Origin of the sequence: Bradyrhizobium sp. INPA03-11B, assembly GCF_040446015.1 — a bacterium.
GTDB lineage: Bacteria > Pseudomonadota > Alphaproteobacteria > Rhizobiales > Xanthobacteraceae > Bradyrhizobium > Bradyrhizobium macuxiense_A.
Genome location: NZ_JASGSR010000076.1, coordinates 13,727 through 38,160, shown reverse-complemented (window position 1 = coordinate 38,160; position 24,434 = coordinate 13,727). Strand labels below are relative to the sequence as shown.

27 protein-coding genes are annotated in these 24,434 nt (G+C 65.5%); 13 read left to right on the top strand and 14 right to left on the bottom strand.

The genetic code is table 11. The annotated features are described in order from the left end of the window. On the top strand, positions 1–1,917 hold a 1,917-nt coding region (locus QMZ05_RS27255), incomplete at its 5' end, for a TonB-dependent hemoglobin/transferrin/lactoferrin family receptor (protein WP_353703563.1). A gap of 13 nt (positions 1,918–1,930) precedes the next feature. Here the strand turns inward: QMZ05_RS27255 and QMZ05_RS27250 are convergent. Further along, a complete protein-coding gene (locus QMZ05_RS27250; RefSeq protein ID WP_353703562.1) occupies positions 1,931–2,053 on the bottom strand; it encodes a hypothetical protein in 123 nt (40 codons plus the stop codon). Between QMZ05_RS27250 and QMZ05_RS27245 the strand changes: the two genes are divergently transcribed. Genes QMZ05_RS27245 through QMZ05_RS27225 form a run of 5 tightly spaced genes read left to right on the top strand, consistent with a single transcriptional unit; the run spans position 2,052 to position 4,990 of the window. Beyond that, on the top strand, positions 2,052–2,384 hold the full coding sequence (locus QMZ05_RS27245) for an antibiotic biosynthesis monooxygenase (protein ID WP_353703561.1): 333 nt from the start codon (positions 2,052–2,054) through the stop codon (positions 2,382–2,384). The genes QMZ05_RS27250 and QMZ05_RS27245 overlap by 2 nt on opposite strands. 11 nt (positions 2,385–2,395) lie before the next feature. After that, positions 2,396–2,905, top strand: coding sequence for a heme utilization cystosolic carrier protein HutX (gene hutX, locus QMZ05_RS27240; protein WP_353703560.1), 510 nt, complete (start codon positions 2,396–2,398; stop codon positions 2,903–2,905). Positions 2,906–2,962: 57 nt separating this feature from the next. Continuing rightward, positions 2,963–3,715, top strand: coding sequence for a tonB-system energizer ExbB (exbB, locus tag QMZ05_RS27235; protein ID WP_353703564.1), 753 nt, complete (start codon positions 2,963–2,965; stop codon positions 3,713–3,715). Positions 3,716–3,718: 3 nt separating this feature from the next. After that, positions 3,719–4,165: a TonB system transport protein ExbD gene (gene exbD / locus QMZ05_RS27230; RefSeq protein ID WP_353703559.1), complete on the top strand. Its 447-nt coding sequence runs from the start codon at positions 3,719–3,721 to the stop codon at positions 4,163–4,165. A 3-nt stretch (positions 4,166–4,168) separates the two neighbouring features. After that, positions 4,169–4,990, top strand: a complete 822-nt coding sequence (locus QMZ05_RS27225) for an energy transducer TonB (RefSeq protein ID WP_353703558.1) — start codon at positions 4,169–4,171, stop codon at positions 4,988–4,990. 137 nt (positions 4,991–5,127) lie between these two features. Here the strand turns inward: QMZ05_RS27225 and QMZ05_RS27220 are convergent, their stop codons facing one another. The 4 genes from QMZ05_RS27220 to QMZ05_RS27205 form a co-directional block, all read right to left on the bottom strand. Next, the gene (locus QMZ05_RS27220; RefSeq protein WP_050423246.1) at positions 5,128–6,021 is read right to left on the bottom strand and encodes a carbohydrate ABC transporter permease; all 894 of its coding nucleotides are present in this window, start codon (positions 6,019–6,021) and stop codon (positions 5,128–5,130) included. Beyond that, complete coding sequence (locus QMZ05_RS27215) at positions 6,014–6,970, bottom strand: sugar ABC transporter permease (RefSeq protein ID WP_146993032.1); 957 nt, start codon at positions 6,968–6,970, stop codon at positions 6,014–6,016. The genes QMZ05_RS27220 and QMZ05_RS27215 overlap by 8 nt, the downstream gene beginning before the upstream one ends. A gap of 132 nt (positions 6,971–7,102) precedes the next feature. Further along, positions 7,103–8,449: an extracellular solute-binding protein gene (locus QMZ05_RS27210; protein WP_353703557.1), complete on the bottom strand. Its 1,347-nt coding sequence runs from the start codon at positions 8,447–8,449 to the stop codon at positions 7,103–7,105. A gap of 161 nt (positions 8,450–8,610) precedes the next feature. Next, positions 8,611–9,654 (bottom strand): C-terminal binding protein, encoded by a 1,044-nt coding sequence (locus tag QMZ05_RS27205; RefSeq protein WP_353703556.1) that lies wholly within the window; start codon positions 9,652–9,654, stop codon positions 8,611–8,613. A gap of 279 nt (positions 9,655–9,933) precedes the next feature. Between QMZ05_RS27205 and QMZ05_RS27200 the strand changes: the two genes are divergently transcribed. After that, positions 9,934–11,619 carry a methyl-accepting chemotaxis protein gene (locus QMZ05_RS27200; protein WP_353703555.1) on the top strand — a complete coding sequence of 562 codons (1,686 nt, stop codon included), beginning with the start codon at positions 9,934–9,936 and terminating at the stop codon, positions 11,617–11,619. 100 nt (positions 11,620–11,719) lie between these two features. Here the strand turns inward: QMZ05_RS27200 and QMZ05_RS27195 are convergent, their stop codons facing one another. Next, the gene (locus QMZ05_RS27195; protein ID WP_353703554.1) at positions 11,720–12,103 is read right to left on the bottom strand and encodes a nuclear transport factor 2 family protein; all 384 of its coding nucleotides are present in this window, start codon (positions 12,101–12,103) and stop codon (positions 11,720–11,722) included. Between the two features lie 135 nt (positions 12,104–12,238). On the opposite strand from QMZ05_RS27195, the gene QMZ05_RS27190 reads away from it, so the two are divergent. Further along, positions 12,239–13,198, top strand: coding sequence for a LysR family transcriptional regulator (locus tag QMZ05_RS27190; RefSeq protein WP_353703553.1), 960 nt, complete (start codon positions 12,239–12,241; stop codon positions 13,196–13,198). Between the two features lie 18 nt (positions 13,199–13,216). On the opposite strand, the gene QMZ05_RS27185 is transcribed toward QMZ05_RS27190, so the two are convergent. Then, complete coding sequence (locus tag QMZ05_RS27185; RefSeq protein ID WP_353703552.1) at positions 13,217–14,182, bottom strand: DMT family transporter; 966 nt, start codon at positions 14,180–14,182, stop codon at positions 13,217–13,219. A 252-nt stretch (positions 14,183–14,434) separates the two neighbouring features. Further along, a complete protein-coding gene (locus QMZ05_RS27180) occupies positions 14,435–15,280 on the bottom strand; it encodes a metal-dependent phosphohydrolase (RefSeq protein ID WP_353703551.1) in 846 nt (281 codons plus the stop codon). A gap of 133 nt (positions 15,281–15,413) precedes the next feature. Between QMZ05_RS27180 and QMZ05_RS27175 the strand changes: the two genes are divergently transcribed. Further along, positions 15,414–15,815: a DUF1330 domain-containing protein gene (locus QMZ05_RS27175; protein ID WP_353703550.1), complete on the top strand. Its 402-nt coding sequence runs from the start codon at positions 15,414–15,416 to the stop codon at positions 15,813–15,815. Positions 15,816–15,930: 115 nt separating this feature from the next. Here the strand turns inward: QMZ05_RS27175 and QMZ05_RS27170 are convergent, their stop codons facing one another. Beyond that, positions 15,931–16,551 carry a TetR/AcrR family transcriptional regulator gene (locus QMZ05_RS27170; protein ID WP_353703549.1) on the bottom strand — a complete coding sequence of 207 codons (621 nt, stop codon included), beginning with the start codon at positions 16,549–16,551 and terminating at the stop codon, positions 15,931–15,933. 75 nt (positions 16,552–16,626) lie between these two features. Between QMZ05_RS27170 and QMZ05_RS27165 the strand changes: the two genes are divergently transcribed. After that, on the top strand, positions 16,627–17,031 hold the full coding sequence (locus QMZ05_RS27165; RefSeq protein WP_353703548.1) for a hypothetical protein: 405 nt from the start codon (positions 16,627–16,629) through the stop codon (positions 17,029–17,031). A gap of 218 nt (positions 17,032–17,249) precedes the next feature. Here QMZ05_RS27165 and QMZ05_RS27160 read toward each other — a convergent pair whose 3' ends face one another. From QMZ05_RS27160 to QMZ05_RS27140, 5 genes are all read right to left on the bottom strand, one after another. Then, complete coding sequence (locus QMZ05_RS27160) at positions 17,250–18,404, bottom strand: alpha-hydroxy acid oxidase (protein WP_353703547.1); 1,155 nt, start codon at positions 18,402–18,404, stop codon at positions 17,250–17,252. Between the two features lie 107 nt (positions 18,405–18,511). Next, a complete protein-coding gene (locus tag QMZ05_RS27155) occupies positions 18,512–19,321 on the bottom strand; it encodes an MlaD family protein (protein ID WP_353703546.1) in 810 nt (269 codons plus the stop codon). Positions 19,322–19,402: 81 nt separating this feature from the next. After that, the gene (locus tag QMZ05_RS27150) at positions 19,403–20,332 is read right to left on the bottom strand and encodes a DMT family transporter (RefSeq protein WP_353703545.1); all 930 of its coding nucleotides are present in this window, start codon (positions 20,330–20,332) and stop codon (positions 19,403–19,405) included. A gap of 179 nt (positions 20,333–20,511) precedes the next feature. After that, positions 20,512–20,898 carry a hypothetical protein gene (locus tag QMZ05_RS27145; protein ID WP_353703544.1) on the bottom strand — a complete coding sequence of 129 codons (387 nt, stop codon included), beginning with the start codon at positions 20,896–20,898 and terminating at the stop codon, positions 20,512–20,514. A gap of 362 nt (positions 20,899–21,260) precedes the next feature. Further along, positions 21,261–22,034, bottom strand: coding sequence for a LuxR family transcriptional regulator (locus QMZ05_RS27140; RefSeq protein ID WP_353703543.1), 774 nt, complete (start codon positions 22,032–22,034; stop codon positions 21,261–21,263). 81 nt (positions 22,035–22,115) lie between these two features. Here QMZ05_RS27140 and QMZ05_RS27135 point away from each other — a divergent pair, with 81 nt between their 5' ends. The 3 genes from QMZ05_RS27135 to QMZ05_RS27125 are packed head-to-tail and all read left to right on the top strand — an operon-like array spanning position 22,116 to position 24,353. Next, positions 22,116–22,793, top strand: coding sequence for an acyl-homoserine-lactone synthase (locus QMZ05_RS27135; protein ID WP_353703542.1), 678 nt, complete (start codon positions 22,116–22,118; stop codon positions 22,791–22,793). Then, entirely contained in the window at positions 22,732–24,096 is a 1,365-nt protein-coding gene (locus QMZ05_RS27130; RefSeq protein WP_353703541.1) for a cytochrome P450, read from the top strand. Before QMZ05_RS27135 ends, QMZ05_RS27130 begins: the two co-directional genes overlap by 62 nt. Before the next feature lie 38 nt (positions 24,097–24,134). After that, a complete protein-coding gene (locus QMZ05_RS27125) occupies positions 24,135–24,353 on the top strand; it encodes a hypothetical protein (protein ID WP_050423265.1) in 219 nt (72 codons plus the stop codon). Positions 24,354–24,434: the final 81 nt, after the last annotated feature.

Genomic DNA, 24,434 nt, shown 5'->3' with positions numbered 1-24,434 from the left:
CTGCAGGACTTCGGCCGCGTCGCGGTCGTGGTCGACGGCGCGCGGCAGAACTATCAGCGCACCGGACACAATGCCAACGGCTCGTTCTTCCTCGATCCCGAATTGATCGGAGGCGTCGACGTGGTGCGCGGCCCGACCGCGAACATCTACGGCTCCGGCGCGATCGGCGGCGTGGTCTCGTTCCGCACCAAGGACATCGACGACGTGGTGCGTCCCGGCGAACGCTGGGGCGTCGACATGTCGGGCTCCTACGGTAGCAACAAGGACCGCGGCATGGGCTCGGTGTTCGGCGGCGTGCGCGCCGATCCGAATGTCGATGTGTTCGGCGGCGCGGTCTACCGCACCCAGAGCAATTACAAGGACGGGGCGGGCACCGAGATCGGCAACACCGGCAACGATATCGCGGCCGGCCTGATGAAGGTGACGATCCGCCCGGCCGAAGGCCACGAGTTCAAGATCGGCGGCGTCTTCCAGGACTACCAGTACAATATCGGCCAAATGAACCGTGGGCCGACCACGACGGCGGCGCCGCTGGCGGCGATCGCGGGCTCCTCGGTCTACGCCTCCGACGCGAAGAACTACACGGGCACGCTGAGCTGGCGATATTCCAAGCCCGACGACATGCTGTTCGACTGGAATATCTCGGTCTACGGCAACCGCACCGACAACGACCAGGTCAAAACCTACAACAACCGCATCACGTCAGGCGGCGGCGTCTGCTCGCTCGCCAATCCCGGCAACAACATCTCCGGCTGCGTCGGCGACAGGCGCGGCTATTCGCTCGACACCGTCGGGCTCGACGTCAACAACACCTCGCGCTTCAATTTCGGCGATTGGCGGAATGCGGTGACCTACGGCTTCGACGCCTTCCGCGACGATGTCGAGACCTTCGATTCCCGCGGCAACTCCAACATCACGACGCCGAGCGGCCAGCGCACGGTGTCCGGCGGCTTCGTGCAGCTGAAGCAGAACTATTCGACCTGGCTCGAGCTCGTCAGCGCCGTGCGCTACGACCGCTACGAGCTCAACTCGATCAACACCACGACCAGCGGCGACCGGCTGTCGCCGAAGATCACGCTCGGCGTCACGCCGGTGGCCGGCTTCACGCCCTATGCGAGCTATGCCGAAGGCTATCGCGCGCCCTCGATCACCGAGACGCTGATTGCGGGCGGCCACGCCACCGGCGGCGGGCCGGCGCTGTTCAACTGCCCCGACGGCACCAGCGGCCTGTTCTGCTTCCTGCCCAACGCGGCGCTGCGGCCCGAGGTCGGCAAGAACAAGGAAGCCGGCATCAATCTCAGGTATGACGGCATCTTCACCGCGAACGACTCGTTCCGCGGCAAGATCAACGTGTTCCACAACGACGTCGACGGCTACATCGATCTCGTCGCATCGACCCCGACCACGACGCCGTTCGGACGCTTCAGCCAGTTCTACCAGTACCAGAACATCGCCCATGCCCGCATCGAAGGCTTTGAGCTCGAGACGATGTATGACGCGGGCGACTGGTTCGTCGGCGTCGCCGGCCATCTGATGCGCGGCCGGAACACCGAGACCAATGTCGGGCTCGCCACCATCACGCCGCGCAAGGTGACGACGACGGGCGGCGTGCGCCTGCTCGACCATTCGTTGATCATTGCGGCGCAATGGTCCTCGTTCGGCGCCAACAACGACCTGCCAGCGGGCTATCTGCCGTCGACCGGCCACGAGCTGGTCAATCTCTACCTGACCTGGAACGCCACCAAGGACATCACCTTCACGGCGTCGGTCGACAACCTCCTGAACCAATACTACCGGCCCTACGCGATCCCAGGCTCCTCGACCGACGGCACGACGCAGAACGACGTGCTGTTCTCAAGCCCCGGTCCCGGCACCGTCTACAAGGCCGGCCTGAAGATTCACTTTGGTGGAGCGTAACGCGGCGAGCCGATCATTCCATCCAGGTTGCTCCGGCCGCGCTGGTGCCCCAGCGCGGCTTTGGCGCATTCATGATATCAACGAGATCAACCGGCAGGATCAGGGCGTCCGCCGACAAGCAGGAGAAGGCTTTCATGTTCATCGCAATGAACCGGTTTCAGGTGATCAAGGGCAAGGAGCAGGCGTTCGAGACGGTCTGGAAGACCCGCGAATCCTATCTCGGCGATCTGTCCGGATTCATCGAGTTTCACCTCGTGAAGGGCCCCGAGGCCGAGGATCACACCCTCTATGCGACCCACACCGTGTGGGCCAGCAAGACGGCGTTCGAGGACTGGACCAAGTCGGATGCGTTCCGCCGCGCCCATTCCCGCGCCGGCAACGAGACCGGCGGCAGCCTCTACCTCGGCCATCCCAAGTTCGAAGGCTTTGAGGTGCTGATCACCGAGCGCGCGAAGAGCCCGGCGTGACGGAGGCGGCCATGCCGAATGCGGAGCCTGCCGAATTGAAGGCCTACATGGCCGACAATCCCGGCGCTGTCATCGAGGACGTCGCGCGCGAGCGCAAGGTGACGCCGCGCGCGGTGCTCGAGGCGTTGCCGGAGAGCATGGTGCGGATCGGTGCCGGCGAATTCGCGGCCGCGATGCAGGACATTGCGGAGTGGGGCGAGGTGACGCTGATCGTCCACACCGATGACGCGATCTTCGAGTTCACCGGCGCCATTCCAAAAGGCGAGGTCGGCCGCGGCTATTTCAACCTGATGCAGCCGAAGGGCCTGCACGGCCACCTCAGGCACGAGCGCTGCGCGGCGATCGCTTTCGTCGAGCGGCCCTTCATGGGCAAGGTGTCGGCCTTCATCGCCTTCATCAATCGCGACGGCGGCATCATGTTCAAGGTGTTCGTCGGCCGCGACGCGACGCGCGCGCTGCGTGGCGATCAGCTGGCGCACTTCCACGCACTGGCGGACCGCCTCGCGCCGAAGGCGGGCTGAGACCAGGAAGGACGGGAGGCGATCATGTCGCAGCGCTGGCTTGGGCGAAGCATCTGGATGACGGCGTCTGCCGCGCTCGGCTTGCTGCCCGGCGCCGCACTTGCCGCATCCGACGCCGCGCTGCTGCCGCGCAACCTCTCGCCCTGGGGCATGTTTGCGAGCGCCGACATCGTCGTGAAGGCTGTCATGATCGGGCTGGCCTTCGCTTCGCTGGTCACCTGGACCATCTGGCTCGCCAAGACCATCGAGCTTCGCCGCAAGACGATGCTTGCGCGACAGCGCATCGGCCTGCTCGAGCGCGATACGCAACTGGCCGAGGTCGAGCAGGCCAGCCGCGACGGCAGCGATGCGGTGGCGCAGATCGTGCAGTCGGCGTCGCGCGAGGCCGAACTCTCAGGTGGAATCTTCAACGACGGCTTCAAGGAGCGCATCGCGCTGCGGCTGGAGCGCGTCGAGGCGGCGATGTCGCGGCAGATCGCACGCGGCACCGGCGTGCTTGCGACCATCGGCGCCACCGCGCCGTTCGTCGGCCTGTTCGGCACGGTGTGGGGCATCATGAATGCCTTCATCGGCATCTCCGAGGCGCACACCACCAATCTCGCCGTGGTCGCGCCGGGAATTGCCGAGGCGCTGCTCGCAACCGCGCTCGGCCTCGTCGCCGCGATCCCCGCCGTCGTGATCTACAATCACCTGACCCGCTCGATTGCGGCCTACCGGGCGCTGCTCGGCGACGCCTCCGTCTTGGTGATGCTCTTGGTCAGCCGCGAGGGCGATCGCAGCCTGTTCCGGCTGGCGCGCGCCGCGGAGTAGGGGATGGGCGCGAAGCTCGGCACAAGCGGTGCGTTCGGTGGCCGGCGTCGGGGCGGCGACGACCTGGCCGAGGCGCATGAGATCAACGTCACGCCGTTTATCGACGTGATGCTGGTGCTGCTCATCATCTTCATGGTGGCGGCACCGCTCGCAACCGTCGATCTCGGCGTCGATCTGCCGGCCTCGACCGCCGAGCCGCAGCCGCGGCCGGACAAGCCGGTGTTCGTCACCGTGAAACCGGATCTGTCAGTCGCGGTCGGCGAGGACGTGATCGCGCGCAATGCGCTGACCGCGACGCTTGACGGCGCCACGCAGCGCAAGAAGGACGAGCGCATCTTCCTGCGTGCCGACAAGGCGGTCAGCTATGGCGACCTGATGGAGGTGATGAACCTGTTGCGCAATGCCGGCTATCTCAAGATCGCGCTGGTCGGGCTCGACGGGCGCAGCTGATCCATGAACGCCTATGCGCTTCATGATGCGGGCGACGATATCCGGCTCCGGCGCTGGGGCCTCTCGGCAGCCGCGATCCTGGCGGCGCACGCGGCGCTGCTCGCGCTCGGCATGATCTGGGTCTCGACGCCGCCGCCTGGGGTCGCGGTGCCGGCGGTGCTGGTCGACCTGACGCCGATCACCTCGGCGCCGGAGGTTTCGGAGGCCGAGTTGCCGCCGGGCCCGGCGATGCAGGAGGCCGATGCGTCGCCGCCGGAGCCTGCCGCCGCGCAGCCCGTGCAACAGGAGATCGCGCCGACGCCGCTGCAGGAGAAGCCCGAGGTCGCAGCGCCGCCGGAGCAGAAGCAGCAGGTTCCGCCGCCGAAGCCCGAGCCGGCGAAGGTCGTTCCCGAGCAGAAGTCTGAACCGGTCAGGCCGAAGGTGGTTCGTCGGGAAGCGAAGAAGCCGTCGGAGGCGACACCGGCGCCGCGCACCAGCGCGCCGAGCCGGGCCGAGCGCCAGGCACCGGCAGCGTCCGCGATCAGCGCTGGCGCCGCGGCGTCGGCGATCGCGGCCTATAACGCGCGAGTTCGCGCGCATCTGCTGCGTTTCCATTCCTATCCGGCCGGCGGCAACGGCCAGCGCGGCGTGGTGCGCCTGGTGTTCACGCTCGGTCGTGGCGGGCAGGTGCTGTCGAGCCATCTCGGCGGCTCCTCCGGCAATCCGACCTTCGACGCGCGAGCGCTGGCGATGGTGCGCCAGGCCCAGCCGTTTCCGGCTTTCCCGGCGGAGCTCACGCAGGGTTCGATGGGTTTTTCCGTGCCGGTGGCGTTCGTGCCGCGGTAAGTCTTTATCACCGTCACCCTGAGGAGGCTGCGAAGCAGCCGTCTCGAAGGGCGACGGCCCAACTGTGGGCCGTGCATCCTTCGAGGCTCGCTCTGCTCGCGCCTCAGGATGACGGAGATAGAGCGTAATCCGCCCAGCTACTCTTTCACCGCACCGGTCAGCGACGACACGTAGTAGTCGACGAATAGCGAGTAGAACAGCGCGACCGGCAGCGAACCGAGCAGGGAGCCCGCCATCAGCGCACCCCATTGGTAGACGTCGCCGGTGACGAGCTCGGTCAGGATCGCGACCGGCACCGTCTTGTTGGCGCCGCTCTGGATGAAGGCGAGCGCGTAGATGAACTCGTTCCAGGACAGCGTGAAGGAGAAGATGCCGGCCGAGATCAGGCCGGGCACCGCGAGCGGCAGCGTGATCCGCCACAGGATCTGCAGCCGCGTCGCGCCATCGACCAGCGCGCATTCCTCGAGCTCGTAGGGGATCGACTTGAAATAGCCGATCAAGAGCCAGGTGCAGAACGGCACCAGGAAGGTTGGATAGACCAGGATCAGCGCCAGCGGTGAATCGAACAGGCCGAACTGCACGATCACGGTGGCGAGCGGAATGAACAGGATCGACGGCGGCACCAGATAGGCGAGGTAGATGCCGAGCCCGACATAGGGGCTGCCGCGGAAGCGCAGCCGCTCGATCGCGTAGGCGGCGAGCGTCGAGGCGAACAGCGACAGGAAGGTCGAGCCGATCGCGACCAGCATGGTGGTCTTCAGCCAGCGCGGATACGAGGTGTCGAACAGGAGATGCTTGACGTGCGCGAGCGTCGGCGAGGTGATCCAGAACGGATTGTGCTCCTTGTAGTTCAAGAGCTCCGCGTTCGGTTTGAACGAGGTGATCGCCATCCAGTAGAACGGGAACAGCAGGATCAGGATGAAGCAGGCGAGCGGCAGATAGATCATCACCACGCGCCGGGCACGGCTGTCCCACGCCATCGTGTCGGGCGCGGCGCTCGCGACGTTGGATTGGGCTGCAACGTCAGTCATTGGCTTCTCCCTGCTGCCATTTGCGGCGGGCGAGGCCGAAGTAGCTGAACAACGTCGCGAACACCAGGAACGGGATCATCGAGACCGCGATCGCCGCGCCCTCGCCGAGCTCGCCGCCGGCGATGCCGCGCTGGAACGCCAAGGTCGCAAGCAGATGGGTCGAGTTGACCGGGCCGCCGCGGGTGATGGCGTAGACCAGCTGGAAATCGGTGAAGGTGAAGATGATCGAGAACGTCATCACGATCGCCAGGATCGGCATCATCATCGGGAAGGTGATGTAGCGGAAGCGCTGCCAGGAGGTGGCGCCGTCGAGCATCGCCGCCTCATAGAGCGAGGGCGAGATGGTTTGCAAGCCCGCCAGCAGCGAGATCGCGACGAACGGGATGCCGCGCCAGATATTGGCCGCGATCAGCGAGAACCGCGCCGGCCAGGGCGAGCCGAGGAAGTCGACATTGCTGTCGCGCAGATGCAGCACGTCGACCAGCAGATAGGAGATGATCGAGAACTGCGGATCGTAGATCCACCAGAAGGCCAGCGCTGAGAGCACCGTCGGTACGATCCACGGCAACAGCACGATGGCGCGGATCAGGCTCTTGAACGGGAAATGGTTGTTGAGCAACAGCGCCAGCCAGAAGCCGAGCGCGAACTTCCCGAAGGTCGCGACCGCGGTGTAGAAGATCGAGTAGAACACCGCGTTCCACCACAGGGGATCCTTGAGCAGGTACTGGAAGTTCTCCAGCCCGATATAGATGCCGCGCTGGCCGATCGTGGTGTCGGTGAAGGCGAGCCAGATGCCGAGGCCGAGCGGATAGGTGAGGAATACCAGCAGCAGGCCGATCGCGGGCGCCAGGCACATCACGATCAGGAACGGCTTGTAGTCGAACAGACGCGCGAGCCAGCCGGGCTGGCGAAGCGTCGCGCCGCGTGAAGGAAGGGTGGTTACGGACATTGAATGCTCGTCTTGTCGTCATTGCGAGGAGCGAAGCGACGAAGCAATCCATCTCTCCTCTGGGACGTTATGGATTGCTTCGCTTCGCTCGCAATGACGGTTGATTTAGGTTTCGCAGTTCAATGACCGTCGTCACCGGTTCTGCCGGCGGAAGTACCGCTTGGCGCGCTGCTCGGCTTCCGCGGCGGCGGCCTCGGGCGTTGCCGCATCGGTCGCAACCGAGGCGCACATCTGCACCAGCACGTAGTCGGCGGTGACGGCGCCGGTCGCGGTCGAGATCGGTCCCTTGTAGCCGTTGTAATAGGCGCTCTTCATCGTCTCCTTGAAGATCGAGACCTTGGGATCGCCCGACCACACCGCAGCGTCGGCGTAGGCCGCGAGCGGCTGCGACCAGTAGCCGGAGTTGGCGTTGAGCCACGGCTCGTACTGCTCCTTCTCCAGCATGAACTGCAGGAACGCTTTCGCCGCATTGGGATACGGGCTGTGCTTGAACGCCATCGCGTTCAGGGTCAGGCCCGACATCGGCGAGGTAGATGCCAGTCCCTTGGGCAGGAACTGATGCTCGGTGTCGTCGGCGACCGCTCTGGTGGCGGGATCGTTCTTCAGCGAGAAGTACAGCGAGACGCCGTTGGCGGTCAGGCCGATTTCCTGCGACGAGTAGGCGCGATTGTTGGAGACGTCGTTCCAGGACGGCGTGCCGGCGATGAAGGTCGGATAGAGCTCCTTCAGATATTTCAGCGCGGCGATCGTCTCCTTGCTGTTGATGATGATGTTGCCTTCCTCATCCAGCAGCGCGGCATTGTGCGACCACAACAGCCAGTTGGCGAAGCCGTTGCCGTCGCCGACGGCGTTGCCGAGCGCGAAGCCCGCCGGCTTGCCCGCCGCCTTCAATTTCTTGCAGAGCTCGAGAATGCCGGCGTGGTCCTCCGGCACCTTGTCGAAGCCGGCCGCATTGACCAGCGACTTGCGGTAGACCAGCGGGCCGCCGGAGGCGCCGAACGGCAGGCCGACCCAGCTCTTCGACTTCGAGCGCATGCCGTAGCGCTTTGCCAGCGTGAGCCATCCGCCGTAGCGCTTGTCGAGATAATCGGCGACGTCGGTCAATTCGATCAGCTTGTCGATATAGATGTGCGGTGCGTCGCCGAAGCCGATGATGATGTCCGGGCCGGCGCCGGAGTTCGAGGTCACCGCGGTCTGCTGATTGATATCTTCCCAGCCGACGAAGTCGACCTTGACCTCGACGCCGGTCTTGTCGGTGAAGCGCTTGGCATTGGCGCGGAACACGTCTTCGTCGGCCTGCACGAAGCGCACCGGCCGCAGCATGCGCAGGGTCGCGCCCTTCTCGATCGGCAGTGACGGCGCCGCCACGTCGGCAGCCTTGACCTTCGACGCCTCCTGCGCCGAGGCGCCGGTGACCGCCAGCGCCGCCGCGGATGCCCCCAGCGCCAGCGCGTCGCGACGCGTGATCTCGTACTTCATGTCGTTCGCACTCCCGTTCTTATTGTTTCGTTGTTGTATTGTTTCGTTGTTATTGTTGCTTCCCGGCGTTGGCCGTCGGTGAAGCATCTTGTGGTCTCGGCACGCCGCCGCGCGAAAGGCCCGCATCGGGCGGGCCTCCACGCGAGAAGCACATTCCCGGCTCAGCTGTTCGGACCGCGATCCATGCTGACGGGCTGCCAGCGGCGCAGCGCGGTGTTTTGCAGCACCGACGGGTTGACGCAGCTTACCGGCCACATGCCTTGCAGCACTAGTGACAATTCGTAGCCCACCCGGCGCTTGCGCGCCTCGTCAAAACGTGCCGATGCCGAGGCGACGTGGGCGGTCAAGGTAACATTGTCCATCCCGAGCATCGGATTGTTGTGCGACGGCGGCTCCTTTTCCAGCACGTCGAGCGCGGCGTGGGCGATCCAGCCCTCCTGCAGCGCCTTGATCAGCGACTCCTCGTCGACGGTGGCGCCGCGGCCGGTGTTGATGAAGATCGCCGACTTTTTCATCTGGCGAAAATGCTTCTCGGTCAGCATGTGATGCACTTCGGGCCGTGCCGGAGCGTGCATCGAGACGAAATCCGACTGCGACAGCACCTCCGACAAGGTCGAGGGGATCACGCCGTGATCGTACATCAGCGTTTCCTGGATGAAGGGATCGTAGGCCATCATCCGAAGGCCGAACGGCGTGGCGCGCTTCGCTACCGCGCGGGCGACGCGGCCGAACGAGATGAAGCCGAGTGTCTGGCCCATCAGGCGCGGAATCTTCAAGAGGGCCGGGCGGCCCTCGGCCCAGCGGCCGCTGCGCACCATCTTGTCCTGCTCGATCAGGCGGCGGAAGCCTGCGAGCAGCAGCATCATGGCGTGGTCGGCAACCTCCTCGATGAAGGTGTCGGGGATGTTGGTGACCGGGATGCCGCGGGCGGTCGCGGCCTTCACGTCGACGGAGTCGACGCCGACGCTGCCGAGCGTGATCACCTTGCAGTTCTCGAGCGCGTCGATGACCGCTTTGGTGATCGGCATGCCCTTGGCGTAGATCGCGTCCGCGGTCTTTGCAGCGGCGATGAACTCGGCTTCGTTGGCCGGCGCCTCGACGATCTCGGCGCCGATCGGATCGAGCGCCTCGCGCTCATAATCGTAGCCGCCGCCGGCGACCGTGAAGCTTGCGCCCTTCGGCGTCACCACCCTGAATTTCGACATTGTCTGCTCCCGATGTGAGGTCTTCTGTTCTTGATTGTTGCTTCTTGCTGGATTTGCTTCTTGATCTTCTTGCTTCTCCGAGCGCGGCTTGCTTCGTCGCTTGCGCCTACTTGTACGCGAGCTCGGTGGTCCTCTCCACAATTGCCGGTTGGTCCGCGGCCCGATTCTCCGGGCTACTACGGGGAACCACCGTAACCATCAGGTAAAGGGTCTCACATTACGGTGAGCGGAATCAATCCGCCAATCGCGTCGCGTTCCCCGCCTCTTCTGGAGATCCCCGTGAAGCTGTCAAATCTGAAGATCACCCCCAAGCTCGGCATTCTGGTGGGGGTGACCCTCCTTGGTCTGTGCACGGCCGGCATTCTCGCCGGTCATTTGATGCAGCGTGAGATGACAAATGCTCGCATCGACCAGGCCAAGGCCATCGTCGAGATGGCGAAGAACATGGCGGCAGGCCTGAAGAAGGACGTCGATGCCGGCAAGATGACCAAGGAGGCTGCGCTGGCCGAGTTCGGCAAGCGCGCCAACGCCATGACCTACGACAACGGCGCCGGCTATCTGTTCGGCACCGACTATAACGGCATCACCATCCTGGCGCCCGATCCGAAGCAGGTCGGAACCAACCGCATGGACGTCGTGACCAATGGCCGCAAGCTGTCGCAGGAACTGATGGACGGCGTAAAGTCCAAGGGCGATATCCTGCTGTTCTATGAATATGTGAAGCCGGGCCAGGAGACGCCGATCCGGAAGCTCGGCTACGCCGTCGCGGTCCCCGGCTTCGACATGTATCTCGGCACCGGCGCCTATCTCGACGATATCGACGCCAAGATGCGCCCCATTGCCTGGTTGCTTGGGCTCGCGATCATCGGCATCGGCCTCGTCTCGAGTTCGGTCGCCTGGCTGATCGGCCGCAGCATCTCCCGCCCGCTCAATCTGCTCGGCAGCCGCATGCGCGACATCGCAGACGGCAAGCTCGACGGCGACATCCCGGGCGTCGGCCGCGGCGATGAGGTCGGCGGGATGGCGGCGACCGTTCAGATATTCAAGGACAATGCGATCCGCATCCGCGGCCTCGAGCAGGCCGAGGCCGAGACGCAGGCGCGCGCCGCAACCGATCGTCGCAACGCGATGGAGAATATCGCGAGTGATTTCGAGCGCAGCGTGAACGGCATCGTCCGCACGGTGGCTTCCGCCGCAGCCGGCATGCAGACCACCGCACAGTCGATGACCGCAACCGCCAGCGACGCCAGCGCGCGGGCCGCGACCGTCGGCGCTGCGTCCGACAGCGCCTCCAACAATGTCGGCACCGTCGCCGCGGCTGCCGAGGAGCTCTCCAGCTCGGTTGCGGAAATCTCCCGCCAGGTGGCGCGCTCCAGCGAGGTCGCAAGCAAGGCGGTCGCCGATGCCGAGCGCACCAACGCGACCGTGCAGGCGCTGTCCACCGGCGCCGAGAAGATCGGCGAGGTGGTCAAGCTGATCCACTCGATCGCGGCGCAGACCAACCTGCTCGCGCTCAACGCCACCATCGAGGCGGCGCGCGCCGGCGAATCCGGTCGCGGCTTCGCGGTGGTCGCCTCCGAGGTGAAGGCGCTGGCCAACCAGACCGCGAAGGCGACCGAGGAGATCTCGGCGCAGGTCGCCGCGATGCAGGCCTCCACCGGCGAGGCGGTGACCTCGATCGGCGGCATCACCGCGACCATCGCGCAGATGAGCGAGATCACGGCGTCGATCTCGACCGCGATCGACCAGCAGGGCGATGCGACGCGCGAAATCGCGCGCAACATCCAGCAAGTCGCGGCCGGCTCGAGCGAGATCTCCGCCCATATCGGCGGCGTCACCACCGCAGCCGCCGCCACCGGCTCCGCAGCGGGTGACGTGCTGTCGAATGCACGCGAGCTCGACACCCAGTCCGGCATGCTGCGCAACGCGGTCGACGAGTTCCTGCAGAAGGTCCGTGCGGCGTAAGACCGGCGCGATCAATCGACATCATCACGATGCCCGGGCCTTGGCCCGGGCATTCGCGTTTTGAGCCGCCGACGAACTCCTCCGGCGCGCCGGCGGAACGTTAAGATCCCGCCGGGAAGACCTGCGCGACGTGAAAGGCCTTGGTGGTGATGAGCCACCTGCCGTCGATCCGATGAAACACGAGATGGTCGATGAACCCGGTCTGGCCGTTCCTGACGCGCACCTTGGCGATGGCCAGATCGGGCGCGGTCTGGTCGATGCTGATGATGGCCTCCTCGCGCGGCGATTTCATCGATGCCGGCGACGGACGGCTGCGGATGAAGTCGCGGAATTCCGCGGCCGACCGCACCGTGTGCTTGCCGTCCCGGATGCCGTGCACGATGGAGGCATCGGCGAAGACGTCACGGAATCGGCTATCGTCGACGTCATACATCAGGTCGAAATATCCATCGATCGCGGATGCGATGGCCTGGATGTCGCTCATTGCAATATCTCCTTGGGCGATGATGTGGTGGTGGCCTCACCGGATCGAACCGGTGATCTGCGCCGACAGTGGCCGATATGGTGGCGGAGTGCTACGACTGGGCGGTCATCTCTTGGATGACCGAGAGGCATCGGCATGGACGAAGTTGACGGTCGGCTGGTTGGCGGCCTGGTGGTCCTCGCGGCGCTGGCGGATGCGCGCAGTTTTGGCCGCGCCGCCGAACGGCTCGGCATGACGCAATCCGGGGTCAGCAAGGCGATCGCCAAGCTCGAGGCACGCCTCGATGCCAGGCTGGTTCACCGCACGAGCCGCGCCGTCGAGCTCACCGAGGAAGGACGCGCGCTGGTCGAGCGGGTTGCCGCGCATCTTGCCGGGATCGGCGAGGCGGCGGCGGAGACCTCGAAATCGCGTGATGCGGTCCGCGGCAGGCTGCGGGTCAATGTCGACCCGCTGTTCTCCCGCATGGTGCTGTCGCCGAAGCTGAGCGAGTTCCTGCTGCAGAATCCGGGCATGGAGCTGCGTATCGAGACCCGCGACCGGATCGCGGACCTGGTCAGCGACGGGTTCGATCTGGCGGTGCGTTTCGGCGAGCCGGCGCCGTCGGCGCTGATTGCCCGCCGCGTGCTCGATGCGCGCGTGCTCACCGTGGCCTCGCCGATCTATCTCGAACGACACGGCCGGCCGCTCGATCCGCGGGAGCTGGCGAGCCGCGAGCATCAGTGCATCCATGCAATCGACGCGGCAACCGGGCGTCCGTTCGATTGGGAGTTTTGGCGCGGCGGCGAGGTCGTGCCGGTCGCGGTCAACGGGCGGCTCACCGTGACCGATTCAGGGACCAAGCTCGGCGCTTGCTTGGCCGGCTTCGGGATTGCGCAGGTGATCGATATCGGGCTCGACGATCACCTGAAGAGCGGCGCGCTGATCGAACTGTTTCCGGACTGGCCCGACGAGCGTTTTCCGCTCTACGTCTACTACGCCTCGCGCAACCACGTGCCGGCCAAGGTGAGGCGGTTCATCGACTTCATCACGGACACGCTGGCGGCAACAAAGCCACATTCACCACGCAAATCCGCCGGCCTGCGCAAGGTAGGCTAGCCATATCCGCGGCGTCAGCTAAGGCTTCGCCGATCCTTTGACTGATCCTTTGACTGATCCTTGCCGCGAAGCGATGATGACGCCGGCGAGCACCAGCGCGTAACCGATCAGATGGAACGGCGCGAGCGTCTCACCGAGCAGCAGGATCGCCATCGCCGAGCCGAACACCGGCACCAGATGGAAGAACGGCGCCGCGCGGTTCGGGCCGATCAATGCGACGCCGCGGTTGAAGAACAGATAGGCGAGCGTGGACGGGAAGATCAGCGTGTAGCCCAGCGTGGCAAACGTCAGAACGTCGAGCTTCAGCGTCACGCCATTGGCGAATTCCCATATAGCCACCGGCAGCAGCATCAGCGCACCACAGCAGGTGGTGAACGAGATCAGCGAGAGCTGATGGATTTTCGGCCGCCGCGGGATCAGCGCCGAATAGAGCCCGAACGACACCAGCGAGGCGCCGAACATGATGTCTCCGCGGTTGAAGCTGATGCTGGCGAGCGCCGAGAAGTCGCCGCGCAGGATGATGGTCAGCACGCCGGCCAGCGAGATCGCGATGCCGGCAAGCTGCGCCGGCGTCAGCCGGACGCCGAACAGGAGCAGCGACCACAGTGCCACGAACAGCGGCCCGGCCGACTGGATCAACAGTGCGTTCAGCGCCTCGGTATATTGCATCGCCCAGTAGGAGATCGCGTTGTTGAACGCGAAGCCGACCGCGGAGAGCAGCAGCATCAGCGGCAGCGCCCTGCGCAGCTTCGGCCAGTCCTCTTTCAGATGCGGCCAGGCGAATGGCAACAGGATCAGGAACACGCCGAACCAGCGGATCGTGGTCAGTGTGACCGGCGGCACATGACTGCCGACATGCCGCGCCAGCACGATATTGGCTGCCCAGAACAGCGACGTCAGGCTGAGCAGCAGATAGGGCTGGTTGTTGAGCCAGTGCAGCGGGGAGCGGCGCGGGGTTGTAGCAGGTGCGGGCAAAGCGGTCATTATCTGGTGGATGTTGTGCCCGAATCCACCGCCGCCACAAGACGAAAGTGCGGATTGGAGCCATGCGCGGCGGCGGCGCGCACCTTCGCTATGGTCGGCCGCCAAGTGTGAATCCCGTCATCCTGAGGTGCGAGCGGAGCGAGCCTCGAAGGGTGCACGGCCCGGCTGGTGGCCGTCGATCCTTCGAGACGCGCGTGCCGCGCTCCTCAGGATGACGGGTTGAGTGCTTGCGCGTGGTCCGGGAAATTCCGTCTATTTCTGCGGTCCCGACAGCGAGATGTCGCGCTCGGCGCGAAACACGTTGCTGTAGAGATTGGCGATCCACTGCCGCCCGCTGGAGGTGATGTTGAGGTGGCGGATTGCCTTCTGCACATGCGGCGCGACGCTGTCCCAGTAGAAGCGCGGATAGAGGTCGACGAGATCGGCCGGCGAATCGTAGCCGAGCTGACGGTTCAGTCCGGCCTCCTCGAATTCGATGTACAGCGCGTTGGCCTTGCGGATGTAATGCGGATCGCCGAGCTGGCCGATCAAATCGGCGGCCCGCAGCAGGATGGCCTCCTCTCCGAACTCCTCATTCCCGTCCGGCGCGCTCTGCGGAAAGCGTGTGCCCTCGATGGCGCGCGCGATGCGCTCCTTGTCGAGCAGCGCGACGCCCTTGAGCCGCTCCATCACGAAGATCTTCGAGCGGTCGACGTGATAGGACATCAGCGCCGCATCCGACGAGCCGCGCGGCAGGATCACCTTGCGGCCATCGGCAGCGACCAGATAGCCGTTATGGTCGTCGGCATCGAACAGCCCGCGTACATAGCCGATGTCGTGGGTGAGGCAGGCGATGATGACATGCGCATAATCCTCGGCGCTCATATGCGAGTGCAGCGCGCGGCCGCGCAGGATGGCGTGGCCGGCGAGCGTCACCAGCATGGTGTGCTCGACATTGTGATAGAGCGCGTCGCTGTTGCCGATGCATTCGATCGCGATCCGCGCGATCGAGGGCACCATCTCCACCAGCTGGGTCTGCGAGGAGCCGAACCGGCGCTGCATGTATTCGCCGAGGAATTTGCCGAGCGCGTCGGCCGCAAGTTCGGGAAGGGTCATCACGGCATTGACCTCCGAGATCGGGTAGCGAGCTTACGGCCTGCCAGCATTTCAGGGTAGTCCCGCGATGTGACATAATGTTAGCGGCCGGACCGACCCGGCCCGGACTGATGCGACCTTGGGCGGGAGCTAGTGGATGGGTGTCGATCTCTTGAACGTCAAAGGCCTGAGCGAACTGGACCAGGAGGCTCCGGTCGTGATGGTCAATCTGATGCGGTTTCGCCAGCGGTCGCTCGACGGCGACGGCTCGGGCTGGGATGCCTACCTGCGCTATAGCGCGCTCACCGTCCCCATGATCAAGGCACGCGGCGGCACGCTGCTGTGGACCGGCAGCGCCGAGACGATCGCGCTGGGAGAGCCGGCCGGCCAGCGCTGGGACTATCTCGCGCTGGTGTATTACCCGACTGTCGCCGCCTTCCTCGATATGATGACGTCGGCCGACTACGAGACCCGCTGCGACCCGCACCGCCGCAACGGCTGCGAGGCGCACGTCATCATCGCGACGCGCGAGGCTTACAGCAAGTTCAAGGTGGGGTGACTGAGCCGCTTGCCTAAGACGTTATCCGTCACCCTGAGGAGCGCGAAGCGCGTCTCGAAGGGTCGACGGCCCGACTGGGGCCGATTCATCCTTCGAGGCTCGCTTCGCGAGCGCCTCAGGATGACGGATTAGAGAGCGGCGCAAGCGCCGCGTGGCAGGCCGTCTGCACCACCCGGCAGACCTCATCCCGCGACCGCCCGGCGGCGCTCAGCGAGGCGAAGGTCGGATAGCTCGTCAGCGCGAAGATCAGGTCGACGGCGTCCTTGCGGGCCTGCGGTGACGCACCGTTGCCCGCGATGCGGTCGATCAATCCGGTGACGCCGCGGCGGCGGCGCTCGTTGCGCTCGCGCACCGCTTCGGCGAATTCGGGATCGGTCGCCATCGCGTCGTGCAGGCGCCCGACCGCGGTATCGCGGCTCCAGAAGCCGCAGAAGATCTCGACCATGCGGTCGAGCGCAGCGCGCGGATCGGCCATCGTCATGGCGTCGGCGAGCTGATGCAGGCCGCCGTGGCGTGCGATCTCGTCGAACACGGCCTCGAGCAGCCCGCGCCGCGAGCCGAACTGGTTGTAGACCGTCAGCCGCGTCACGCCCGCGGCCTTCGCCACCGTATCCAGCGAGAAGCGCGCGATGCTCTCGCCTTCGCGCAGCGTGCGCGAGGCGGCCTCGATCACGCGCTCGCGGGTCTCGGCGGCGGCGGCGCTGCGCGCCGGGCTCACATAGCTGCGCGGCGGCATCGGTTTGCCTTGCTTTCGTCAGATTGACTATACATTATGTATATCTAATTTCCAATGCCGATTTGGAGCAACGTCATGCAGACCGTCCTCATCATAGCCTTGTCGCTTCACGTCCTGTCATCGGTGTTTTGGGCCGGCTCCAGCTTCACTTTGGCACGGACCGGTGGCCTTGGTGGCGAAAGGCTGCTGGGCCCGCAAATCGGCGCGGCGACGGTTGCGATCGTGACCGGCGCCACGCTGTGGCGCCTGGTCCATGAAGGCTCGTTTGCGCTGTCGGAGCAGATCCTGGCCGGCGGCGCGATCGCAGCCCTTGCCGCGATCGCCGTGCAGATCATCGTCGGCGGCGGCGCTGTCAGGCAGTTGCGCAATAGCGCGGCCGATCCGTCGGCCGCGCGGTCCCGGCTGGCGGTGGCGCAGCGCATCGCGGCCGGGCTACTCGCGATCACTGCGCTCTGCATGGGCGCGGCGCGCTATGCCTGAAGGTTTCACCTCTCCCGCTTGCGGGCAGGGCGCGACGGGCGATTGCACTATTTCGGAATATTCGAAATGTATCCCTGAGTTGCCCGACGTGTCAAGCTGCCGTGTCGGACGGCGGCAGCCGCCAGCTCCTTTGCATGGGGTTGTTTTCGATATTTTGGCCCAGCGCGTCGGCGGTGAACCGAGTCCGCGCCAACCCTTCGACCAAAACTCATCGCGCTTTAGAATTTCCGCACTAGGTCCGGCGTGATCTCCTTCAGGCTGCGGATGCCGAGCAGCGCGAGGTCGCGGTCGATCTCGGCGTGCAGCAGCGAGATCGCGCGCGACACGCCGGCTTCGCCCGCGACCACGGCGCCATAGAGGAACGGACGGCCGATCCAGACGAAGTCCGCGCCGAGCGCCAGCGCCTTGATGACGTCGGTGCCGCGGCGGATGCCGCCGTCCATCATCACGGTCATGCTGCCCTTCTGCGCGGCGATCTCCGGCAGCGTGCGCAGCGCGGAGACGGTGTAATCGAGCTGGCGGCCGCCATGGTTGGACACCATCACGCCGTCGCAGCCGTGCTCGCGCGCCAGCCGCGCGTCTTCCGGCGCGATCAGCCCCTTGACCACCAGCTTGCCGGGCCAGCGCTTGCGGATCAGCTCGACATGCTTCCAGGCGAGCTGGTCGCGGCTGCCGATGTTGCGCATCAAGTTCTTCGACAGCACCGGCGGGCCCTGCTTGGCGTCCATGTTCTCGAAATGCGGCATGCCGTGATTGAACACGGTGCGCGCCCAGGTGTTCAGCAGCCAGTCCGGATGGGTGATGGTGTCCCAGAACACCCGCGGCGTGATCTCGAGCGGCACCTGGAAGCCGTTGCGGATGTTGTTCTCGCGGTTGGGCGGCACCGGCACGTCGGCGGTGACGACGAAGGTGTCGTAGCCGGCCGCCGCGACGCGATCGACCAGCGGCTCGATGCGTTCGGGGAGACCGGCGAGATAGGCCTGGTACCAGGCCTGCTGATTGGCGGTGCGGACGTCCTCAAGCGTAATCAGCGAAGAGGCCGAGAGGATCATCGGGACGTTGGCGGCGGCCGCGGCGCGCGCCAGCACGATGTCGCCGCGATAGGCGCACAGCGCGGACGAGCCCATCGGCGGAATCCCGAACGGCGAGGCGTAGGTCTTGCCGAACAGCGTCGTGGTCTGGTCGCGGCCGGAGACGTCCTTCAGCACCCGCGGCACGAAGCCGTATTCGTCGAAGGCCCGGCGATTGTCGGTGCGTGCCGCGTCGGTCTCGGCGCCGCCGGAGATGTAGCCGTAGAGGAATTTCGGCAACAGCTGCCGCGCCCGCGGCTCGAAATCGTCGAGCGTGAGATAGCGGCGCAAATGCCGGGGCACGGCGCTCGTCGCGCGGTTGACGGTTGCGGGAGGCGGGGAGGGCGCTGCGGTCCGGTCGTGCACGTTGGGCGTTTCCGTTGTTCTTGGTTCTTGGTTGGAGCCCGACGTTAGCGCCTGCCGCCGCGCCCGGCAATTTTCTCGTTGAACGCGTTGACGGACTGGCTGACGTCGCCGAGCGTCTTGCGGGTTTCGGCGATCATCGTGCCGGACTTCTTGTCGAAGCTCTGGATCAGCTCGCGCAGCGAGATCACGGTCGGCAGCAGCTCGCCGCCATATTTGTCGCTGCCGAAGCTCTTCAGGAACTTGTCGGCCGAGGCGAGCTTGGCGTCGACCGTGCTGATGCCGTCGTCGGCGGCGTCGATGAAGCCGGCGATCAGCTCGCCATTGCCCGACAGCGAGTTGGTGAAGTTCTCGAGCCCGAGCAGCGAGTCCTTGATGTCGGCCTCGTTCTCGGTGATGACGCGGTCGACATTGCGCAGCGCGACGCGCAGCTTCTCCTGGATGCCCATCGTGCCTTCGGCGTCGGCCGTCAGCTCGGGAATGCCGTCAGTGCCGACCACAGGCGGCGGCGCATCGTCGGTGCCGCCGGTGAAGGAGATCGAGGCGATCCCGGTCAGGCCCTGGAATTCGAGGCCGGCCTGGGTGTCCTTCTTGATCGGGGCGTTGCCCTCGATCCGCGTCATCGCCACCACGCGGTGCCGGTCGAGCCGGATCGTGACCACTTCACCGATCCGCACGCCAGCGAAATTGACGCTGGCGCCGCGACGCAGGCCGGAGGCCGAGCCCTCGAAGATGACGCGGAACGGCACCATCCGCTTGATGCCGGCATAGCGCTGATAGCCCAGCCAGCCGCCGAGCGAGCCGGCGATCAGGGCCAGCGTCAGGGTGCCGATCACGAGATTGCTGGCGCGCGCCATGCGTTTGGGACCTGTCCGCGAAGCAGATTTCAACAGATAGCGGATTTGCCGCCGATAGTCACCGCGCCTCGGGCCGCGGGATCAGGCCGCCGACTGCTTCCGCGAAGCCACGAAGACGCCGGCCAGCACCAGGGCGAAGCCGATGAAATGGAAGGCTTGCGGATGCTCGCCGATGAACACGATCGACATGACGGTGCCGAACACCGGAACCATGTGGAAGAACGGTGCGGCGCGGTTGGCGCCGATCAGCTGCACACCGCGGTTGAAGCACAGATAGGCCACCGTCGAGGGGAACACCGCGACATAGAACAGCGACAACAGGTTGTTGGCCGTGAGCTGCATCACCGGACGCGCGCCGAGTTCCCAGATCAGGAACGGGACCAGCAACAGCGCGCCGCAGCCGAAGGTGAAGGCCGCGACCGAGAGGCCGTGGATCTTCGGCCGCTTCAGCGTCAGCACCGAATACAGCGCGAAGATCACCAGTGCGACGATGAAGATCAGGTCGCCCTTGTTGAAGTCGATCTTCGACAGCGTCGTGAGGTCGCCATGCAGCAGGATGACCAGCACTCCGCACAGCGACAGCAGGACGCCGCAGAGCTGCGCCAGCGTCAGCCGCGTGCCGAGGAGGATCAGCGACCACAACGCAACGATCAGCGGCGCTGCCGATTGCAACAGCAGCGTGTTGAGCGCTTGGGTGTACTCGAGCGCCCAGTATTGCAGCGTGTTGAAGGCGCCGATGCCGGTGACCGACATCAGCACCATGATGCCGAGATTCCTGCGGATCGCGGGCCAGTCGCGGACCAGGTGCTTCCAGGCAAACGGCAGGATGATCAGGAATGCCGCCGACCAGCGCAGGAACGACAGCGTCACCGGCGGAATGTGGCCGGCGGCGAGCCGGCCGACGATCGCATTGCCGGCCCAGCACATCGCGGTGATGCACAGCAGCAGATATGGCTGGTTGGCGATCCAGGAGCCGGACGCGGGCGTTGCGGTGGAATCGGAGGCAGACATGCGATGAGGCCCGGGTTCGCGACGCCGCGGCCCGCCCGGCAGGCTGCGCCGGGCCGGTATGGATTTCCCCGGCCCCTGTCAGAGACACGGATTCCGCCATTCCATCAATGGGGATGGACGCATCGCGACCATGCGCGAAGGCCCCCTTCCGGAACTCCCCCGCACTTTCCGGATCGAGTCTAGCCGCTCTCCGGCGGCGTGGTCTGGCGCTTGACGATCTGCTCGGCGAGCTCGATCAGGATCCGCTTGGTGTCGGGGTCCTGCACGTCGCGGAACACCCGCAGCATGCGCAGTTCGAGCAGGGATTGCAGCGATTCTGCCGCCTGGCCGGTCTGTGTCGGCGCTGTCGTGGCAGGCCGGCGATTGAGCATGTCGGCGGCGATCCCGAGCATCTCGGCGACGGTCGCCAGGCGGCCGGTATCGACCTTCACCGTGCCGTCCACGCTGTTCTTTTGTAAGGAGGCGCCCGAGCACAGGATCTCGGCGAGATCGGCCTGGGACAGTCCGATTGCGCGCCAGCGCGCCTGCACCAGTTGATCGATCCGGTCGTCCTGCGATGTGCTCATGGTGCGCTTCGGCGATCTCCAGCTACGTCCGTCGACAGCATGTCCGCGACAATGATTGGTAGCAAATGGAACCATGGTTCGTCGCGACGGGACTTTTACGGATCAGCCGGATCGACCCACGGATTCCGCCGCGCCGGGCAGGCTCTGCGATGCGCACCCGTGGTCCGAGATGCCCGCGTTGGGGTCATCCGGCCCTGATCTTCTTATCAAGACCGTGCGCGAATGCAATCTGGAGGCGACGGCTGCGATGAATCCAACCCGGATGTGTGACCTCGCCACACACCGCGGCGCTACCGCCGAACGGGGCGGCGCCGTGCGGATCGCAGCAGCCGCGAGCGCGCCGCATCGCTGCGCGGCACGGCTCACAAGTCGATGATCCCGAGCGCGATGCTCTTCGCCACCCCGTGCGTCTTGTTGGATGCCTCGAGCTTGCGCAGCGCCTGCTTGATGAAGCCTTCCACCGTCTCCGGAGAAATACCGAGGATCTGCGCTGTGTCGGCCACGGTCTTGCCGCGCGCCGCCCAAGCGATCACTTCCTTCTCCCGCCCCGTGAGCTTGATGGTTTCGGCGGCGTCGGCGGGCTTCAGGATGGTCGGCGCGTTGCGCTGGTCGCGGTTGACGATGTCCATCGCCCGCTGCACCCAGTAGATCATCAAGAGATGCAGTTCATGCCGATGGCAGACGAACAGCTTGTCGAAGTCGCGCGGCTCGTCCTCCCAGAAGAACACCGTCGAGCTCGAATGCACGGCGCCGAGCCGGTCGCGATAGTGGAAGGGCACGACGAAGCCCTGGCGGAATCCGTGATCCCGCGCGGCCTCCATCATCTTCAGCGCCGGCGGGCGCTTGCGCCCTTGCCGCTCCGGCAGCTTCAACTCGCCCCAGTGAAACGGCGTGTTGGTTCGTCGCACCCGCGTCAATGCCGGATCGCAATGAACGAAGTCGTTCTGGATGTAGGCGCGCTCCCAGGCCGGTGGATAGGTGCCGGTATGGTAGGGCAGGTCGAGCTCGGGCCGGCCCGCATCGATGAAGGCGAAGCCGGAGAAGCCGTAGTTCTGGACGACCCGGTGCAGCGACAGTCGAAGCTCGTCGATCGTGCCCGACGCCTCGATACTCGAAATCGCTTCTTCCAGGATCATTGACTAAAACCCCCGGTTTCCGGGGGTACCACAATTAAGCCTTTTTGTCCCAGATGCCGACGACATCTGGAGGCGGAGGGAATGTCGCAGCTTTGGGGGGAATACCACGCGCTCGTCACCACCGAAGAGCGCTATCCGGCACATGTTCAGGCGATGCTGAGGCTGCGCAAGCGGCTGTTCGTCGATCATTGCGGCTGGCTTCTGACCACGACCGGCGACGTCGAGCGCGACCAGTTCGACGTCTGGTATACCGAACACTGCCTGCTGTTTCTCGGTTCGGAGCTGATCGGCGGCTTCCGCGCCATCCGCACCGACTATCCCTATCTCACCAAGTCGGTCTTCCCTCAGCTGGCGCAGCGCCGCTTTCCGAGCCGCCGTGACGCCTGGGAAATCAGCCGCTTCGGCGTGCTGCCGGGGGCGGCAACCGCATCGGCCGCGCGCGCCAACTATGCGCTGATGTTTCGCTTCGCCGAGTTGCGCGGCGCCGCGGCGCTGGTGGCGATGGCCGACCTCACCTATGAGCGCTTCCTCGCGCGGATGGGCATCCGCACCCACCGTTACGGTCCGCCGCAGGTGATCGGCAACGACCGCTACGGCCGCCCGCTGACGGCGCTCGCCGGCGAGATTCCGCTCGATATCGCCGGCAATCCCGGCCTGACCAAATTCCTCGACCTTGGACGGCAATTGGAGATCCACGATGCCACACATGTTCTCGGACGTTCGAGCGTTTCGGAGCGACCCGCTCAAATTCCTGCTTGAGCGCGGCAACGCGTCGCCGCTCGGGCTGGTGCCGCTCCATCTCGGGCCCGCGCCGGTCTTGCTGGTGAATGATCCTGATCTGATCCGCCCGATCCTGAAGGCGCCGGAAACCGACGTCGGCAAGGGCCGGCTGATCAAGAAGCTTTCGCCGGTGCTCGGCCAGAGCTCGCTGATGCTGCATGGTGACGAGCACAAGCGGCGGCGTGCGGTGCTGCACAAGCACATGGCCAAGGGCAGCGTCGAAAAATACCTGCCGCAGATGTGCGCCGAGATCCGCGCGGTCGGCGCAAGGCTGGCGCGGCTCGGTGCGTTCGATCCGCATCGCTTCACGGCGACGCTGGCGCTGCGCACGATCTGCATCGCCGTGTTCGGCGCCCAGGTCATCTCGTCCGGCGACGAGGAGGCCCTGGTGCAGGCGGTCGGCACCATCGAGGATGACCTGGCCGACGAGATGTTCCGCGTGCTGCCGCTTGGACCAGTGTCCTGGTATCGCAGGCGGCAGAACCGGATTTGCGCCAAGCTTGCGATGTCGACCGTGGTGCAGCGGCTGCGCAGCAGCGCCGGCTCGACCAGCGCGCTGCGCGATCTCGAAGCGCTCGGCCTCAGCGATCGCGACCTGCACGACGAAATTCTCACGCTGCTGCTGGCCGGCCACCACACCACCGGATCAACCGCCGCCTGGGTGCTCTATCACATGGCGGCGGATCCCGCGCTGATGGACGAGATCGCGGACGAGGCCGCCGATTGCATCGGTGACGACGGCGAATTGCGCGTCGATGCCGTCAGGCGTGCGGATGTCAGCGCGACCCTGGTCAAGGAGGTCTGCCGGCTCTATCCCAGCGCCTGGTGGTTCTCGCGCGAGGTGATGCAGCCGGTGACGATCGGCGGGCGCGACCTCAAGGTCGGCACCTCGCTGTTGCTCTGCCCCTGGCAATTGCAGCGCGATCCGAGGCATTTCGAGGATCCCGACCGCTTCCTGATGACGCGGCGCTACAACACCGACGCCTACATCCCGTTCGGCGCCGGTCCGCGCGCTTGCGCCGGGATGGGGGTTGCGATGCTCGAGCTGCAACTGCTCGCGCTCGAGATCGCCGCGGCCTATCGCTTTACCGCCGTCAGTCCGAATCCGGCGCCGTGGCCGAAAGCATCGGTGACGCTCGTGCCGCCCCCCATGACCATCGACATCGAAGTCCGTGAGATCCGCTCGCGCGTCCCGCAGCTTGGCGAGGATGTCGCGCGGCTGCCGTACATCCCATCCGCCAGCGCGGCGTCCATCAGCACACTGCAATCGGTTTCCCAATGACAACACACATCACGACGGCCGGCATCGGGCAAAGGGCCATGGATCAAGTGCAAGTGCGCAGTCTGCGCGACGTCATCGCTGTCTTGATCGAACAGCGCAGCATCGTGACGGCGGCCGGCGCAAGCTTTGCCGCACATCTGCTCGACCTTGCGATCATGCAGCTCAGGCTCAACGTCAACGATATTTCGGCAGAGGAATTGACCGGCCTGTCCGACTACGTTGGCGCGGAGTTTACCAGGGACAAGTCCTCGCATTGATCGCGCTGAGCGTTCTCGAGCGAAGTGGGCACCGGTTCGCGTGAAGAGAACGCGTCAAAACAAGAAGCCGGAGCTTCGGCT